Origin of the sequence: uncultured Nostoc sp. (assembly GCF_964247315.1) — a bacterium.
Taxonomy (GTDB): Bacteria; Cyanobacteriota; Cyanobacteriia; order Cyanobacteriales; family Nostocaceae; genus Nostoc.
Map to the genome: position 1 here is coordinate 74,292 of NZ_CAXTTT010000010.1, position 15,380 is coordinate 89,671.

The window sequence follows — 15,380 nt, forward strand, 5'->3', positions numbered from 1 at the left end:
CTAAGAGGTTTTATTACGTAAAATCTTCCTTCTCCAACTCAGAGAGAAACTTGAACTAAAGTTCAAGGCAGGGAGAGGTTCGTTAAAGCCACGTTAATTTAGCTATTTCGGGGGGGTGAGCAAATACCCCCCAACCTAATTTATGGTTGCTATAGTGCGCCCTCATCTGGAGTTTTAGATTTAGCTTTTGCCTTATTGGCACTGCGTTTGAGAGCAGAGAGTCTTGCTTCGTATTTCGAGCGTTGACGCTTACTAGCAGTATTATCAATCAGGGTTTTCAAGGCGCTACCGAGACTCTTGTAGGCATTAGGGAGGCTATAACCAAAACGAGTTGCTAAAGCGATCGCTTTCTCATCAGCATTGAGCAATTCTCTTAGTTGCTTTTCCCCATTATTCTTTTGGTACAGTCGCCAGCCTGACACGCCACAAAGCGACAAAGCTAACACCAGCAGCAATCCATCTTGTACCCACAATTCCCCTACAGCACCACCTAAACCGATGGCTAGTGCTGCCATTTCCCAACCATCTTTAGGAATTGTGTCATTTTGAACGCGAGCAACCTCATGCCAGAACAGCAGATTACGCTGATCCATTGCGAGGGCATCCCATTTCACCAAATCAATTTGAATTTCTACCTGGTCTTTACCAATTTCTTCGCAGCGAACCAGGGGTGGATTGACCTCAGTTGTGCCTTCAACCGTGACCCAGCTTTGCAGTTCTGGTGGTAGTAAGGCTTTCAACCGCCGAAGTTCGCTCATTTCCGTTTTGGCAGAGGAGGTTGCATAGGATGTCATAAATATCCAGCCCCAGAAAATTTCAGTATATAGTGAGGGTATCACTTTGGAGTATAGCTATTTAAGTGATGATCCGTCTCACTCACTAGGAAAACTTCCTCGCTTTTTTCGCGCCTCCATCGCTTTTTCTAGTAAATCTAACAATCCTGGGGCTTCTTCTTGGATACTGAGTAATAGTCTTTCCCCAAGTTCTATATTCCCCGGATCGAGACCTGTTGCCATTACTTCTTGCAGGCGAGGTATTGCTATGCCATCCACAATCTGAACTAATCCACTCAGACAACGGTGAAATTGTCTTTCTGTGAGAATCGAGTCTTCTAAAGGAAACTCAATAATGGCACGAATTTCACCATCGAATGGGTCGTACTCCCATTGCAACATTTTGGTTTCCCAAGAAATGGCAAGCATTGTCTGAAGGATAGCTGCCTTGTGAGGATGGTCTTGGATTCCTGCCAAAACTTGAGGGGCAAATACCCGAAAAAATTTTCCTTCTTCATCCAGTTGGACAACTATTAGGAAATCTTCTAAGTTATCAGCTTCCACACCTGTTATAATTCGGTCTTTTTCATCATCAAGACGGTAGTCCCAACCAAGGTTGTCTAAATAGTTGGCAATCTGTTTGAGGTTAGCTCCCATAAAAGCCTCAAGAACGTGGAGCAGTTGTTACCAGACCTAGTTTAACCTGCTAGGGGTAGTTGTTTGGGTTGGTGTGGATACTTCTAATCCTATAGAAGTATGCAATTAGGGTATTGGGTATGGTCATGGGGGGCATTGAAGATAAGAAAAATAGACGAGCGTTCGGCACTATGAATGATATTTTTTGAATGACTTTTGCTTATTATTAAAGAAACGATAATTACTATTTTTCAAATCTTAGCTAGTGAAGGATATAGCACTAACTAGCTTAAATTTGAATATTATTTTATAGGTTGAATGAATATCTTGCTAGATAAAGCATGGTGGGAAGATTTTTAATTAAATTTAAAATTTTAAGCAAAGTATAAATAATTTATACATAGCATCTGAGGATTTAAAAAATATACATAAAAACTTCAACTTACAGTTTTCTATTACAAGCAACAAATTGTTTTCATGGAATAATTGTAGTGAACAATGCATTTTTGATTGTGAGTATCAAGAACTTTTATGTGTAAAACAGTATTAATTATAGTGATCGCACCTTTAGTTTTTATTACAAATTTTCTAAAAAGCCTGCGCTATTTGCGTTTCTCTGCATTTATATATTTATAGAAAATTGAAACTTATAAAATATCCAAAAAAATGGAACTGCGACATCTGCGCTACTTTATTGCTGTCGCTGAAGAACTGCACTTCAGTAGAGCCGCCGAGCGACTGCACATCGCTCAACCGCCCTTAAGTCAGCAAATTCAGCAATTAGAGGCACAATTGGGAGTAGAACTATTTCACCGTAAAACCAAACGACAGGTGCAGTTAACGGAAGCAGGGGAAGTTTTTTTGCAAGAAGCTTATCAACTTTTAGCTCAACTCCAAAAAGCAATTGAGCTAACCCAAAAAACGGGAAGAGGTGAAAAGGGACAATTACGAATTGGGTTTACCAGTTTGGTAACTTACGATTTGCTTCCTGTGATTTTGCGGCGGTTTAGAGAACAGTTTCCAGAAGTAGAGTTGGTATTGCAAGAATTAACCACAACTCAGCAAGAGCAAGCGCTACAAAATCGCCACATCCATGTAGGTTTTGCCCATCCACCTTTAGAAGACAACACACTTAATCAAGAATGCATTCAGCAAGAAGCTTTAATTGTAGCTATGTTAAAAACTCATCCTTTAGCTGAACAAGAAAAGATTTCAGTGCGATCGCTAGTAAACGAAAACTTTATCATGTTCCCTCGCCATTTGGGGCCGGGACTGTACGACCAAATTGTAAGTCTTTGTCAGCAAGGAAACTTTAGCCCAAAAGTGACTCAAGAAGCGATTCAGATGCAGACGATTATCGGATTAGTTTCAGCAGGAATGGGGATTGCGATCACACCGTCTTCATTGCAAAATCTTCAGAGAACTGGTGTAGTTTATCGTACTCTAGAGGAGAAAACACCATTAGTAGAAACAGCTATAGTGTGGCGGGAAGAAGATATGACACCTGTGCTAAGGGAATTTCTACAAGTTGTCAGAAGTATTTGTTGATAAATGACGGTTCTCTTCTGACGGAGATCCTACGCGAACACGAGTTAGCTTTATTTTTGCCAAAGATTTAGGGTTAACTAGCACCATAATGATTTTATCTAAGTTGGTGGGAAATGCTGGGGGAGAGGACGATTGCGCTTTTTGCACTTCTACAAATTTATATTGTTATAATCAACACAAATATTCCCTTAAGTGTTGAAGAGAGAAAGAGGATGAAAGGTTTTGAAGAAGATGGTGTTTGGTTTCTTCCAGATGCTCAAGATAGAGAAATATTTGGCCGTCTCACATTCTCTCCTGACAAACCACCAAAATTATATTTATTTGGTCAACTACAAGACATCTTGGAACGGTTACAAGAAATTGATGTTGAAGGTGAGATTCAAAATGACATTAAATTTCCTATCATACATGGTTATCTTGTCACCGGCGAACAAGTAACGCTGTGTGAGTTTTTTCAGCCTTTCAATTTTAAGACAGGAATACCAACAAGTGAAATTTATCCAAGTTATATATTACGTGGTCATCACTTCAAATCATTTGATGACATTGCTCTACATAGTATTTCAGTCAAATATACGTTTTTAGAGGATTGGGTAGATATATCTAATTTTCAAATCGAATACGAACTAAATCAAGACAATACTCAAGTTAAAGAGCTAAAAGTTAAGCAGGAAATATTAGAGCCTATTGAACTTGGAAAATTATCAAATTTTTCGATTTTAATATGTGAGCAACAGCCTAATGTACAGAATATACAATTAATGAAGTTTTTTGGAAAAAAGTTTAAGGAAATTAATCTAAAAATAAATAATTCAATAATTATTCGTTCTGATGGCAAAAGAAGTCTAAAAGATTTTATTGATGTAGTAAATATTGTTCAAGATTTATTAATTTTTGCGTCTGGACAAATGATATATCCTTATGAAATAAAAACAAGTATTATAACTATTGAAAAAGAGAAAATAATTCCTGAAGATATAAGGAGGTCTATAATTTTAGGTCTAACACAACCTGAAAAAGTAGCTAAGAGTAATTTAGGTTTTGAACTTCACCAATTTGGCAACGAAATTAAAGCTGTTGAAGAAGAAAAAGAGAAGTTAATTACTATTAATATTTATTACCAAGTTTCAGAAAGCAAAATAGAAGCAAATGAATTAGACAAAATAAAAGTGTTATTTTATTTTGATGATATCAAAGATATGTCATCCAAAATTTTAGAATCCTGGGAATTAAATACAGTAAAAATAGAACCGATTCTTGATTTATACCTACGTCTAACATACATACCCAGACGACATATTAATGATTTTTTCTTAAGTATGGCTCAGCCAATAGAGGCATTTCATAGAATTTCTCATAAGGGAATATATATAGATGAGAAAACTTATAAAAATGTTGTTATTCCAGTTTTAAGTGATAGTATTCCTTCAGAATTGAGTGACTATAGTCTACCAGAGTTTCCAATTTTTCAAACAATGATTACTAACTTTATAAAAGCAATTAAGAAAAAGCTAACCTATCTGAATGAATATTCTTTGAAAGAAAGATTAGAAGATTTAATAAATGTGTATCAGGAATGTATACCAGACAATTTTTTCCAAAGTGAAGATGAAAAAAATTCATTTAGCAAACAAGTCAGAGATACAAGAGGAAGTTTAACTCATTTGTCCTCTAATTCAGAGAATAAAAAATCTGATTCAAGATATGTTGTTAAGGGTCAGGAGCTTTTTAATTTAAGTAAAAAACTTAAAATTTTACTGGAAATATGCTTAGTTAAGTAGCTAGGATTTGAGGATTCAAAAATTAAATCTATTTTTACTAGAAAGCTGTAGTTGTAATTTGTTTTTTAAAGCAATACTTAGAGGAAGAATGAATTATCGCTACAGTATGGTAATTCAATGGTCAGATGAAGATAATTGCTACTTAGTACACTTACCGGAATTCCCTTGGCAGCAATTCCATACTCATGGTAAGAGTTATGAAGAAGCCGCTAAACATGGACAGGAAGTAATTGAGTCTCTGATTGAATGGTATAAAGAGCAAGGAAAACCTTTGCCAGAGCCTATTACTTTTCCTCAGAAACCGTTAAAAGTGGCTTAAATCTTCACTTTGATTATTTATTAATCAATTTAAACTGTAGGTGTAGCAGCAACTAATGATAAAAAATTAATCAGGTCTTGTATTAATGGATATTGTTGCAATGTCTGTATTTCATCATTACTAGCACTAGTTAGTATTTTTTGAATAACTGGTGTATCTTTGCCTAAAACTGCTTCTAAAAACATTTTTGGCTTGCTCTGAGCAAGTTGCCATTCTAAATCAGTAAAGGTACGTTCAGCTAATTTTTCAATCAACGGACGATTTTGTACTAAGATTATCTCTATTTCTGGAACTGCCAGTAAAACTTTAAAAGGAATTCCAGGAGATGCTTGACGGAGCAAATAATTGAGTGTGTCTAATTGTTCACTCACAAGTGAATCATCTTCTGTATCTGCATCCGTCACTAGAGCAACAGGAATTGATCTAGTAGCCAGGAGTGTACTCGCTAACGATTGTGCTCCATACTGACCGGAACCATCTACAAATTTAATTTCTTGAATAATAGGTTGTGGTAGCAAGCATTTTAAAATTACTATGTCTCGATTTCCTTCTGTAAGTATATAAGCTTGGGTCATATTTTAACCTCAATTGTAATATTGTAATCGGGAAGACCATGTTCAATACAATGTCGATATTTTTTGATTAACGACCTAATTATACATTTATTTTGGAGCGAATACTTAATTTCTTCTCCTTCCCATAAGAGTATAGTTTGGGGTGAAACCAATCTCGCTAATTTCACAGCATTTGGTGTAAATCCCTTACGACTAAATACAATACCAGTAATTGTTGCAGGTCTGCGTAATAGTTGATTTCTTAGCTTCGCAATTGGTAAAATATCTACTGCTTCACATTCATCTTTGCATTCTATAATACAAGCTAAACCTTCTAAATAAACTACTCCATCAATTTGTTCTAATTCATCTCCATCGACTCGTACACTATAAGGCCAGGTTACTTCAGCACCATCCAGTTCAAAGGCTCGTAAAACTAAATACTCTAATGCTTTACCTGCACCCCAACCAGGAGTATCACCTGACTCAATTTCTGACCACAATTGGACTAAATCATCCCATTTATAGTTTGCAATTTTAGCTTCATACTCTTTAGCTGTAGGCATGATTTCGTTTCAAATGTAGCACTGCTGTTCTATCTTCAAAAAATACATACTGAAGAATTTATATCATTTATGTTAAATATAAAACGTTCAATAATGCGTAATTTAGAAACAAAATGTGATGCCTGCTGCGGCGGGCTACGCTTACGCACCTTACACCAATCCCTCAACATCAGCACTTTCCCCTTCCGACTCAACAGGCTCAAACTTCACCTTGTTGTATAAATATTGTAGAGAAATCTCAAATGGTACGGTTACAAGTGCGATCGCTATCTAAAACAAAGTCTGCTAGCTTCTTTTCCTATTGATAACCAGCTGCTTGTAACAGAAACAACTTGGCATAACGTCCTCCTAGCTTTAACAAATCTTCGTGAGTTCCTTGTTCTATAACTTCCCCGTTTTCTATAACTAGAATTTTGTCAGCCATTCTTACCGTCGAGAAGCGATGGGAAATCAAAAGTACCATCTGATTTTGAGTAATAGCGCGAAAATGATTGAAAATCTCAAACTCAGCTTGGGCATCTATTGCTGATGTTGGTTCATCTAAGACCAAGATATCTGCTTGCGATCGCATAAAAGCACGAGACAAAGCAATCTTCTGCCACTGTCCCCCAGAAAGTTCTTGTCCTCCCTTAAACCAACGACCAAGCTGAGTCTGAAAGTTTTGAGGTAATTGGTCAATAAAAGATTGGGCCATGCCTTTTTGTGCAGCAGTTTGCCACTGTGTTTTGTTTTCGAGATGTTCTACATCGCCTACGCCAATATTCTCCCCCACAGTGAACTGGTAGCGGACAAAGTTCTGAAAAATCACACCAATGCGACGCCGCAATACATCCACATCCCATTCTTGCAAGTCCAAGCCATCTAAGAAAATTCGCCCAGAGTCAGGGGTGTAGAGTCGGGTAAGTAGTTTGATTAAGGTAGTCTTACCAGAACCGTTTTCACCCACAATTGCCAGTTTCTCTCTGGGTTTCAAATGCAGCGAAATGTTTCTCAATGCTGGCTTGGAATTTCCCGGATAAGTAAATGAGACATTCTCAAAACGGATACCATCTTGGGAATTTAAACCAATGGTTGCTTTACCCCAAGATTTTGGTACTTCTTCTTCCAGAAAATCGTAAAGATTTGATAGATATAGATTGTCCTCATACATCCCTCCAATAGAAGTGAGGGCATTGGAGAAAGTAGATTGTCCTTGGCGAAACACAGTAAGATACATTGTCATATCTCCCAAGGAAATCTTACCTAGCACTGTTTCCAACACAATCCAAGCATAAGCTAGGTAAAAAGCACCAGTACTGACTAAACTTAGGAGATATCCCCAAAGTCCTCGCCGCAGAGTCAAATCGCGGTCTTCGCCATAAAGTTGCTCAAACAGGTTGCGGTAACGTTCTAGCAGCATCTCTCCCAGCTGATAGAGTTTGACTTCTGTGACAAAATCTTCTCTTGCTAGTAGATTTTCTAAGTAGTTTTGTTGACGAGTTTCTGGCGCACGCCAACTAAACAAACGAAAGCCTTCTCCAGCAAACTTTGTTTCTGCAATAAATACAGGCATAGCTGCTAAAATCAGTACCACCACCGCCCAAACTGAGAAATGTACTAGCAAAATGCCGTAGGTAATTAGGGAAAGGGCATTTTGCACCAATCCAAAGGTGCGGCTTACTAGGGAAAGAGGACGAACTGATGCTTCTCGTCGGGCATTGGTCAATTTGTCATAAAATTCTGAATCTTCAAACTGCCTAAGATCCAGTGTCAGCGCTTTTTCTAAGATGAGTACATTTACTCGCTGACCCATTAGCGCCCGCAATAAAGACTGACAAATGATGATACCCCGTTGACTACCTGCTAGTAGAATTACAGCGATCGCTTCTAATCCTACATAAAATAGAGACGGATAAATATTGACAAAACCATTGTTTTGTAAACTAACTTGAGATGCAAATACCACAGCATCAACAATTAATTTACTAATGTAGGATATCGCTGCCGGTAAAAGACCAGCCCCTAAAGTTAAACCAGCCAGAAGAATAGTAAGCGATCGGCTAGTAGTCCATACTAAACTTACAGCCCGTCCACTGTAACGGAAAACCGTCAGTGATTGGCGTAGGATATTTCTTTTTTTTTAATCTTCATCTTTCTTTGCGCGAGATACCCCAGCTTGGGCGGATTTTCCAGACTTTATTTAATCTTTATTAATTTTACCAAAAAATAACTTAGAACTCAGGAGCTAAAATCATGGGTGTGCGACTAAGTGGTGACTCTCATACTGAGGTTAACGGATATTCTGAATTCTGTTTACATTTTTATCCCCACAATCTCCGACCTGCTTTCCCACTTAATTTTTGGTGAGTATCTTTTAACAAAGCTGGAATATCTAACTTTTCTGGACAGCGAGGCAAACAATCACCACATTCTGTACAACGGTTGCCTTTCATTCCAGGGAACCAGTGACCGGCATTTTCAAACATTGCGTAACGATATTGTCCATAGTCTTTCATGTCGTATGCCACTGCGAGATTACGTAACCGCAATACCTCTGGAATATTGATATTTTCTGGACAGGGCAAACAAGCATAACACTGGCTACAATTATCAGTTTCCAAAGCAAGTTTTTGCTGATTTTCTAAACGCTGAAAAGCGGAAATTTCTGCTAATTTTAACTCTTTATCATGGTCAGCAATTTGCAAAGGTTCCCTTAATTCCTCTGGGTTAGCTGGGCCTATACTTAAAGTAGTAATACGAGTATCAAGAAGTAAAAATAGATAGTTTAGTTCTAAGGGTAAATACGGCTGACATAAGTCTTTTAGGGTTTGGGGTGGCGTGTAGAGGCGTCCTCCCTTATCAGCAGGAGAAATAATGAAAATGCCCATATCCTTTTCGGCAGCTAGTTGAATCGCTGGTGCGTGCCGTTGAAAAAAATAGTAATAGTGCAGATTGACAAATTCAAATAAATCTGTATTAATTGCTGCTTGAATTACTTCTAATGGCCCGTGGGTGGAAAAACCAACGTGTCGCACTCGACCATCAGCAACAGCTTCCTCCACTGCTTGCATACAGCCATTTTTAGCTTGCACGCACTCCAAATGTTGCCAAGTGTTCAAACCATGAACCCCTAAGCAATCTAAATAATCTAGTTGTAATCGTTCTAGAGATTCGTCGATGCACCGACGCATGGTGTCAGCATCTGCTGTGGCTGAAATTTTGGTAGTGACATAAAGCCTCGTTCGGGGTACTGACAACCCAGCTTTTAGCGCCCTACCAAGATACTCCTCACTTTTGCCGTAACCTCTGGCAGTTTCTAGATGATTAATTCCTAACGCTAAGGCTTCTTCGATAGTCTGGTGAGCATTTTCAAAAGAAGCCAAGTAGCGCATTGTTCCCAAGGAAAAAACCGAGAGGCGCAGATTCGTTTTTCCAAAGCGTCGGTATTGCATAAATTGAGTCCTGAGTAGTGAGTCCTGAGTCCTGAGTAGAAAGACGATTAATATTGTCTCTACAAGAATGAAAAAGTGAAAAAGAAAGAATAAAGAATTTACTTTTAAGATTCTCTACTCTTTCTCAGCACTCAGCACTCAGCACTTTCCTAGCTGTCGCCATTACCAAAGCGCTTGATCAAATCTTCTGGACGGAGATTGGAGATAAATTCCCGGAAGGCTTGCTGTTCGGCTTCATCTGCATCGCGATCAACAGGGATAGAAGCATCGGCAATCACTTCTTCCATTACCCAAATGGGAGTATTTGTACGGAGGGCAATAGCGATCGCATCGCTAGGACGCGCGTCAATTTCTTTTTTGACTTCGCCTTGCTGGACAATTAAAGCTGCATAAAATGTATCCTTTTGCAGGGAATGAATAATTACCTTTTCTAGAGTCATGTTCCAAGTCTCTAGAAGATTCACAATCAGGTCGTGAGTTAAGGGTCTAGGAGGCTTCTGATTCTCCAGTGCGCCCATAATTGCCCTAGCCTGTTCCTGACCAATGTAAATTGGCAAAGCCCGCCGATCTGAAGAATCTTTCAAAAGGACAATCGGGCTGCGGGTTATGGCATCTAATGCTATGCCAGCGACTTTCATTTCAATCATTGCCTAAGCCTCTACAATGCTTTGAGAGCCTTGGATGCCGTGTATTAAATAGCACCCATTTTTAGGCGGTTTGGTGACAGTAATAAACATAAGCATTCGTTCTCTATAATTGCTTCTATTAAACTCCGAACTTGTGGTGAAAACCAGAGTAAGTCAAATTCGTCTTCTTAGACAATAACCTTCTTACCCAAGTATGCCCTGTGAAGGATGCTAATGTGTTAATATTCCTATGCGAAAAAAAGTCAGAAAATATATTTGGATGTTTGAGATTTCTGTGACAATTACCAATTGATTTTAGGCAAAATTAGGCAATAAATAGAGTTAGTTTGACAAAAAAGCCGTGTTTACAGGATTAATCCAAGCATTAGGAACGATGGAACCCTTAGGGGGCGATTCTTGGCAAATTACTTGTGTAAGCCAGTCGGGTGAAGTAATTATGCAAGATTTGGCTTATGGTGACAGTGTTGCTGTAGATGGTGTTTGCCTGACAGTGGAACAAGTTTTAAAAGACGGGTTTTTTGTTACTGCTTCACCGGAAACTCTACGCCGCACCACTTTGGGAGGTGAGCAAACGCAACAGAGATATGTCAATTTAGAAGCGTCGCTAAAGGTAGGCAGCAAAGTTGGCGGTCATTTTGTGATGGGTCATGTAGACGGCATCGGTCGATTGCTAGTGGCGGAACAAACGGCTAGTTCTTGGGAAATGACTTTTATTGCATCCGAAGCGATCGCACGGTACATTGTCCCCAAAGGTAGCATTGCCGTCAATGGTATCAGCCTCACAGTCGCCGCTTATGAGCCAGAACTCTCCCAATTCAAGGTGGCGATAATTCCCGTCACATACAGCGAGACAAATCTTCGTTATTTGGTTGCAGGCAGTTTGGTGAATCTAGAAGGGGATATTCTCGGCAAATACGTCGAAAAATTCCTTTCTTCTGGCAACCTACACGCTACACCCTCTGATGACAATAGTATAGATGGCATTACACCCGCATTCTTAGCAGAACACGGGTATTTGTAATTAAAAAAGTTAGGAGTTAGGAGTTAGGTAGTTAGGAGTTTTAAATTCATAACTCTTCACTCCTCACTCCTGACTTTCTTTTAACTGCCTGGTTGCTGGCTTACCTGAGCGGTCTGTAAGCCTCGCACTAACTGGCTGAGGCCACTTTGTAATTCCACGCCTGGGTCAGTAGCAACCCACCCATCTTGTGTCAGGTGACGAACTTCAAAGTGCAAGTGAGGGCCTGTGGAATTCCCGGTGCTGCCAACTAGACCAATGACAGTTCCAGGTTGTACCCATTGACCGGGTTGCACGAGGATTTCTGACATGTGACCGTAGAGAGTTTGTTCAGCAGATTTGTGATTTAGAATAACGGTTAAACCATAACCACCCACCCAGTTAGCAGTTTCCACTTGACCCGCAGCAGCTGCCAAAACTGGTGTTCCCGTAGGCGCACCCAAGTCTGTACCAGCATGGAAGCGTTGATTACCTGTGATTGGATGAATTCGCCAACCAAACAAAGAAGTAATGGGAGCGGGAATAGATAGTGGATACATCATTCCCGTACCACTATAGGCGACTCTCCCCATGTAGGGGATTTGTGGCAATACTGATGCCAGTGAGAAGTCGTAAGCTACGTTGCTGGGACGGGGTGCAATGTTGCCATCTGCCATTGGTGGCGGTAAAGTCCCACCACTCGGTGCAATGGGAGCTGCACTCACTCTTGTGGGGCTGAATTCAGTGGGAGTCGGGATAAACCGATTCGGGCGAAATGCGCTCTTGGTGACACCGCTAGAACCACTTTGAGCAGCACGCCATCTACTGGTGTTGCCAGTAGTGGCAATCTGTCGCACGGGTGGAACTACTGGTAATTGGGCATTTTGACTTCTTCTGAGCCAATTAGGTGCTGGTTTACCATTAGAATTAGCTACACTTTTTTGAGGTACTTTGGCGCAAACGCCGCCTAATACACTTTGCCCTGATGGCAAAATGGCTCGACAACCACTGGAGCGTTCTGTAACAATTACAGAGTTTGGTGCTTGATAAGTAGCTGTTGCACCACTGTCATAACTATTAGGATCGATATAGGCATTATTATAATCCTTGGTTTTCTCCGCCGTTGCACTGACAGGGCTGTTGGAGTTATTTGATGGTTGAGCAACTACTGGAAGTTTTTCAGGTGCATAGCGGGCAGGGGTATTGGGTTTTTCCTGTCTCACCTTTATAGGAGTAAACTGAGAAGTTTCTACTTTAGGCTTTGACTGTCTGATAATCATAACAGGTTGGGCAGCTTCGATTTTGGGTGTAGATTGCCTAATCGGCTCTTTTGATTGAGCAACCTCTGGCTTCTTGCCTAGTCTCTGTCTGAGTTTGGCTCGCCGTTGGGAAAATTCCGGTTGCGCTTGAGGGGCTTCCGGCGCAACAGCCTGTTTTTTAAAAGTTGAGGCTTTAACTGGATTTGTAACGGCTGTTGGCTGAGAACTTTCAACAGTGGGAACGATGTTGTCTATTTGTGCTTCCGTTTGGGCAAACACGAAGCCACCGCTAAGGAGGCTAACGCTACTCAGCCAACAGAGGCTCTGAGCTGGTAACGTTGAGGCAAAACGTTTTTTTGTTAGACCTTGCTGCCATAGGTAATGCAAACGATGATGGGCAGAATTATTGCGCTGCGTCATTTGTTCTCTCAGTTGTGTGTAATTAGCAAGGAAGAGATGATGCTAGTGGTTTGTCTTGCCCAAAGAGCGAAATTTTGAACAAACCTCAAATTTAAACGGAAGATTTATGGTATCCCAAACTGATTGTACCGGGTTCAATATAAATTTCCGGTGTAATTAATTCCTTTGTATCATGTGTTTCTAAATCAACTCGTAAATTTCCTTGAAGAGTCACCCCAACTACTGTACCTGAAAGATTATTGACGTAGACCCGATCGCCAATGTTTGTAAGTAAGTCTAGATAGCGAGACAAGAGTATATTTACTCCTTCTTGGTCAAGGCACTCCATACCGGATTCTATTCCTAGCAAGACTCTAGAGGTTAACATTTCCAGACAAGAAATTGGTCTGCTATCTTGGGAAGCTTGCCACGATTCCAGATTGATTCCAGTTTCTGGTACTGGGTTTGTCCAGTTAATACCAACACCAATTACTGCTTGGGTGATTTGTCCTTTGTTGACTTTTGTTTCTGTCAAAATGCCGCCTAGTTTGCGACCATTTAAAACTAAATCATTGGGCCATTTTATGCCAACATCTATACCGCATTGGCGCAATTGCGATGCAATTCCCCAAGCAGTCGCAAAAGTTAGCTGATAGCTGTCAGTAGCCTCTATTTTATGGTCGAAAGAAATCGCCACAGAAACATATAATCCCCCAGCCGGAGAAATCCACTGGCGGCCCCATTGTCCCCGCCCAGCAGATTGCACAGCTGCGATTACTACTGTTCCTGAAATAGCCCCTTGGTTGAGTAAGTTCCAGAGGGTTTGGTTGGTTGAGGAGACGCTTTCAAAAAAATGAAGGGAAAATGGTAAATATGTATGCTTACGCCCTGCTTGCAAGGCTGTTTCCAAGTTTTGCAGATTAAATCCCACAGCAGTTAACCCAAATTCCGTTGTTCAAGTTAGCATTGATTGGCTAATGAGTGATTTCTGTTTAGGTTTGGTTGAAGATGCACACTTGGCACTGGCACAATTGGGAAGGACTGCCCTATCTAACTTGTAGTATTCTGGAACGTTGGCATCACGGCTTTTTTACCCAGCAGTTTTGGCCGCGATCGCCACAAGTTATTACAGAAGTATTGCAACCAGAGGCATCAGTCTATCGCTTAAAGCAGGTTCATGGCAATACTGTTCTCACCCCTCAAGAAGTTGAAAGCTTCTTAAGCTCTGCTGAGGAAGATTTCGCATCGGCAGATGGTTTAATCAGCGAGCAGCCTCTACAAGCAGTTTGGGTAGCTAGCGCAGACTGCACACCCGTGTTGATTGGGGATGTGCAAACTGGACGGGTGGCAGCATTACACGCAGGCTGGCGGGGGACTGCTAAAAAGATTGTGCCCTTGGCGATCGCTCGATTGCAATCTCAAGGCAGTAAACTCGATGATTTACGCATTGCGATGGGCCCGGCGATCGCTGGTGAGGTTTACCAAGTCTCTATTGAGGTGGCTGCCGAAATCGGGGCTAGTATTATATCACATAATGACGAAGAAAAAATTGTAACGGCATTGCATGAACTAGCAAATTCACCCTTACTGAAAGACCCCAATCCAGGTAAGGTACGGCTGGATGTGCGACGAGTGAATAGCTTACAACTGGAAAATATGGGGATTAGTGCAGAACAAATTGCGATCGCACCTTATTGTACTTTCCAAACTCCAGAGCATTTCTTTTCTTACCGTCGGGAAAAAGAGAAAAAGGTGCAATGGTCAGGTATTGTTAGCGGTAAAAGGTAAAACTGGTTTTAAAGTTTAGCATCAATAATAACCAAATAATTACTAATTCGTAATACTCGCCTCTGACGATAAGCAAGCTACGTAATTCGTAATTAAATGGTTATACAGTAAGCACCAAAGTTTGTGATTCAGTGGTCAACAATCAATGGAGTGTACACAAGTACTGATTGCAACTACAAACTATGAATTATCAATTACGAATTATATTGACACCCGATTAAATGATTCAAATTTTAGAATCTGTTTTTTACGAAGGGAACTAATTGCTAAAACTAAAATACTTATAGTGATTCCTAAAACAGCATAACTCGGTAGGGCGAAAATAGTTACTTTCATAAAGTATGGCAATTCCCCTGCTTTCACTTTCCAGTGCTTTGCTAGAGAGTGGATGAGCCAGCCATGAATAACTGCTGTTTGGATTGCAACACAGCAAACTCCTGCTAACCAAACAAACATTCTTTTTGTAGAGAATTTACAATGTCTGATCTGATACAGCAAATCATTTAGCAAAAAAACAGCAGCAGGTATTAACATCACAGAACTAGTGTCCTGTGAATAGTTGATGCTAATACTCAAGCAAGAAACTAATGCTATTTCTGCTAAATAGATTTTTTTTGACCAAGCTGTAAAAGGGGAGCATCCCACTTTTTATTATTTAAAAAAAGGTAAATAAAGCATGAGA

16 protein-coding genes are annotated in these 15,380 nt (G+C 40.1%); 6 read left to right on the forward strand and 10 right to left on the reverse strand.

The annotated features are described in order from the left end of the window. Window positions 1-149: 149 nt before the first annotated feature. Both ACFE93_RS05420 and ACFE93_RS05425 read right to left on the reverse strand, forming a co-directional pair. Window positions 150-794 carry a DUF3318 domain-containing protein gene (locus ACFE93_RS05420; protein WP_375472348.1) on the reverse strand — a complete coding sequence of 215 codons (645 nt, stop codon included), beginning with the start codon at window positions 792-794 and terminating at the stop codon, window positions 150-152. 78 nt (window positions 795-872) lie between these two features. Beyond that, window positions 873-1,430, reverse strand: coding sequence for a hypothetical protein (locus ACFE93_RS05425; RefSeq protein WP_375472349.1), 558 nt, complete (start codon window positions 1,428-1,430; stop codon window positions 873-875). Window positions 1,431-2,075: 645 nt separating this feature from the next. On the opposite strand from ACFE93_RS05425, the gene ACFE93_RS05430 reads away from it, so the two are divergent. The 3 genes from ACFE93_RS05430 to ACFE93_RS05440 all read left to right on the forward strand — a co-directional run bounded on the left by ACFE93_RS05430 (window position 2,076) and on the right by ACFE93_RS05440 (window position 5,057). Beyond that, window positions 2,076-2,957 carry a LysR family transcriptional regulator gene (locus tag ACFE93_RS05430; RefSeq protein ID WP_375472350.1) on the forward strand — a complete coding sequence of 294 codons (882 nt, stop codon included), beginning with the start codon at window positions 2,076-2,078 and terminating at the stop codon, window positions 2,955-2,957. Window positions 2,958-3,169: 212 nt separating this feature from the next. Continuing rightward, complete coding sequence (locus tag ACFE93_RS05435) at window positions 3,170-4,738, forward strand: HEPN domain-containing protein (RefSeq protein WP_375472351.1); 1,569 nt, start codon at window positions 3,170-3,172, stop codon at window positions 4,736-4,738. An 88-nt stretch (window positions 4,739-4,826) separates the two neighbouring features. Next, window positions 4,827-5,057 (forward strand): type II toxin-antitoxin system HicB family antitoxin, encoded by a 231-nt coding sequence (locus ACFE93_RS05440; protein ID WP_375472352.1) that lies wholly within the window; start codon window positions 4,827-4,829, stop codon window positions 5,055-5,057. 29 nt (window positions 5,058-5,086) lie between these two features. Here the strand turns inward: ACFE93_RS05440 and ACFE93_RS05445 are convergent, their stop codons facing one another. Continuing rightward, window positions 5,087-5,632 carry a hypothetical protein gene (locus ACFE93_RS05445; RefSeq protein ID WP_375472353.1) on the reverse strand — a complete coding sequence of 182 codons (546 nt, stop codon included), beginning with the start codon at window positions 5,630-5,632 and terminating at the stop codon, window positions 5,087-5,089. After that, on the reverse strand, window positions 5,629-6,177 hold the full coding sequence (locus ACFE93_RS05450; RefSeq protein WP_375472354.1) for a restriction endonuclease: 549 nt from the start codon (window positions 6,175-6,177) through the stop codon (window positions 5,629-5,631). The genes ACFE93_RS05445 and ACFE93_RS05450 overlap by 4 nt, the downstream gene beginning before the upstream one ends. A gap of 118 nt (window positions 6,178-6,295) precedes the next feature. Here ACFE93_RS05450 and ACFE93_RS05455 point away from each other — a divergent pair, with 118 nt between their 5' ends. Further along, a complete protein-coding gene (locus ACFE93_RS05455) occupies window positions 6,296-6,451 on the forward strand; it encodes a hypothetical protein (protein WP_375472355.1) in 156 nt (51 codons plus the stop codon). A 24-nt stretch (window positions 6,452-6,475) separates the two neighbouring features. Here ACFE93_RS05455 and ACFE93_RS05460 read toward each other — a convergent pair whose 3' ends face one another. The 3 genes from ACFE93_RS05460 to ACFE93_RS05470 all read right to left on the reverse strand — a co-directional run bounded on the left by ACFE93_RS05460 (window position 6,476) and on the right by ACFE93_RS05470 (window position 10,255). Continuing rightward, window positions 6,476-8,284, reverse strand: coding sequence for an ABC transporter ATP-binding protein (locus ACFE93_RS05460; protein ID WP_375472365.1), 1,809 nt, complete (start codon window positions 8,282-8,284; stop codon window positions 6,476-6,478). Window positions 8,285-8,477: 193 nt separating this feature from the next. Next, complete coding sequence (locus ACFE93_RS05465; RefSeq protein ID WP_375472356.1) at window positions 8,478-9,608, reverse strand: aldo/keto reductase; 1,131 nt, start codon at window positions 9,606-9,608, stop codon at window positions 8,478-8,480. 149 nt (window positions 9,609-9,757) lie between these two features. Next, on the reverse strand, window positions 9,758-10,255 hold the full coding sequence (locus ACFE93_RS05470; protein ID WP_012406891.1) for a bifunctional nuclease family protein: 498 nt from the start codon (window positions 10,253-10,255) through the stop codon (window positions 9,758-9,760). Window positions 10,256-10,595: 340 nt separating this feature from the next. On the opposite strand from ACFE93_RS05470, the gene ACFE93_RS05475 reads away from it, so the two are divergent. Then, on the forward strand, window positions 10,596-11,276 hold the full coding sequence (locus tag ACFE93_RS05475) for a riboflavin synthase (RefSeq protein WP_375472357.1): 681 nt from the start codon (window positions 10,596-10,598) through the stop codon (window positions 11,274-11,276). A gap of 80 nt (window positions 11,277-11,356) precedes the next feature. Here ACFE93_RS05475 and ACFE93_RS05480 read toward each other — a convergent pair whose 3' ends face one another. After that, complete coding sequence (locus ACFE93_RS05480) at window positions 11,357-12,931, reverse strand: M23 family metallopeptidase (RefSeq protein ID WP_375472358.1); 1,575 nt, start codon at window positions 12,929-12,931, stop codon at window positions 11,357-11,359. Between the two features lie 91 nt (window positions 12,932-13,022). Next, window positions 13,023-13,841 carry a biotin--[acetyl-CoA-carboxylase] ligase gene (locus ACFE93_RS05485; protein ID WP_375472359.1) on the reverse strand — a complete coding sequence of 273 codons (819 nt, stop codon included), beginning with the start codon at window positions 13,839-13,841 and terminating at the stop codon, window positions 13,023-13,025. A gap of 77 nt (window positions 13,842-13,918) precedes the next feature. Between ACFE93_RS05485 and pgeF the strand changes: the two genes are divergently transcribed. After that, window positions 13,919-14,698 carry a peptidoglycan editing factor PgeF gene (gene pgeF, locus ACFE93_RS05490; protein ID WP_375472360.1) on the forward strand — a complete coding sequence of 260 codons (780 nt, stop codon included), beginning with the start codon at window positions 13,919-13,921 and terminating at the stop codon, window positions 14,696-14,698. Window positions 14,699-14,899: 201 nt separating this feature from the next. Here pgeF and ACFE93_RS05495 read toward each other — a convergent pair whose 3' ends face one another. Continuing rightward, window positions 14,900-15,235 (reverse strand): hypothetical protein, encoded by a 336-nt coding sequence (locus ACFE93_RS05495; protein ID WP_375472361.1) that lies wholly within the window; start codon window positions 15,233-15,235, stop codon window positions 14,900-14,902. Window positions 15,236-15,380: the final 145 nt, after the last annotated feature.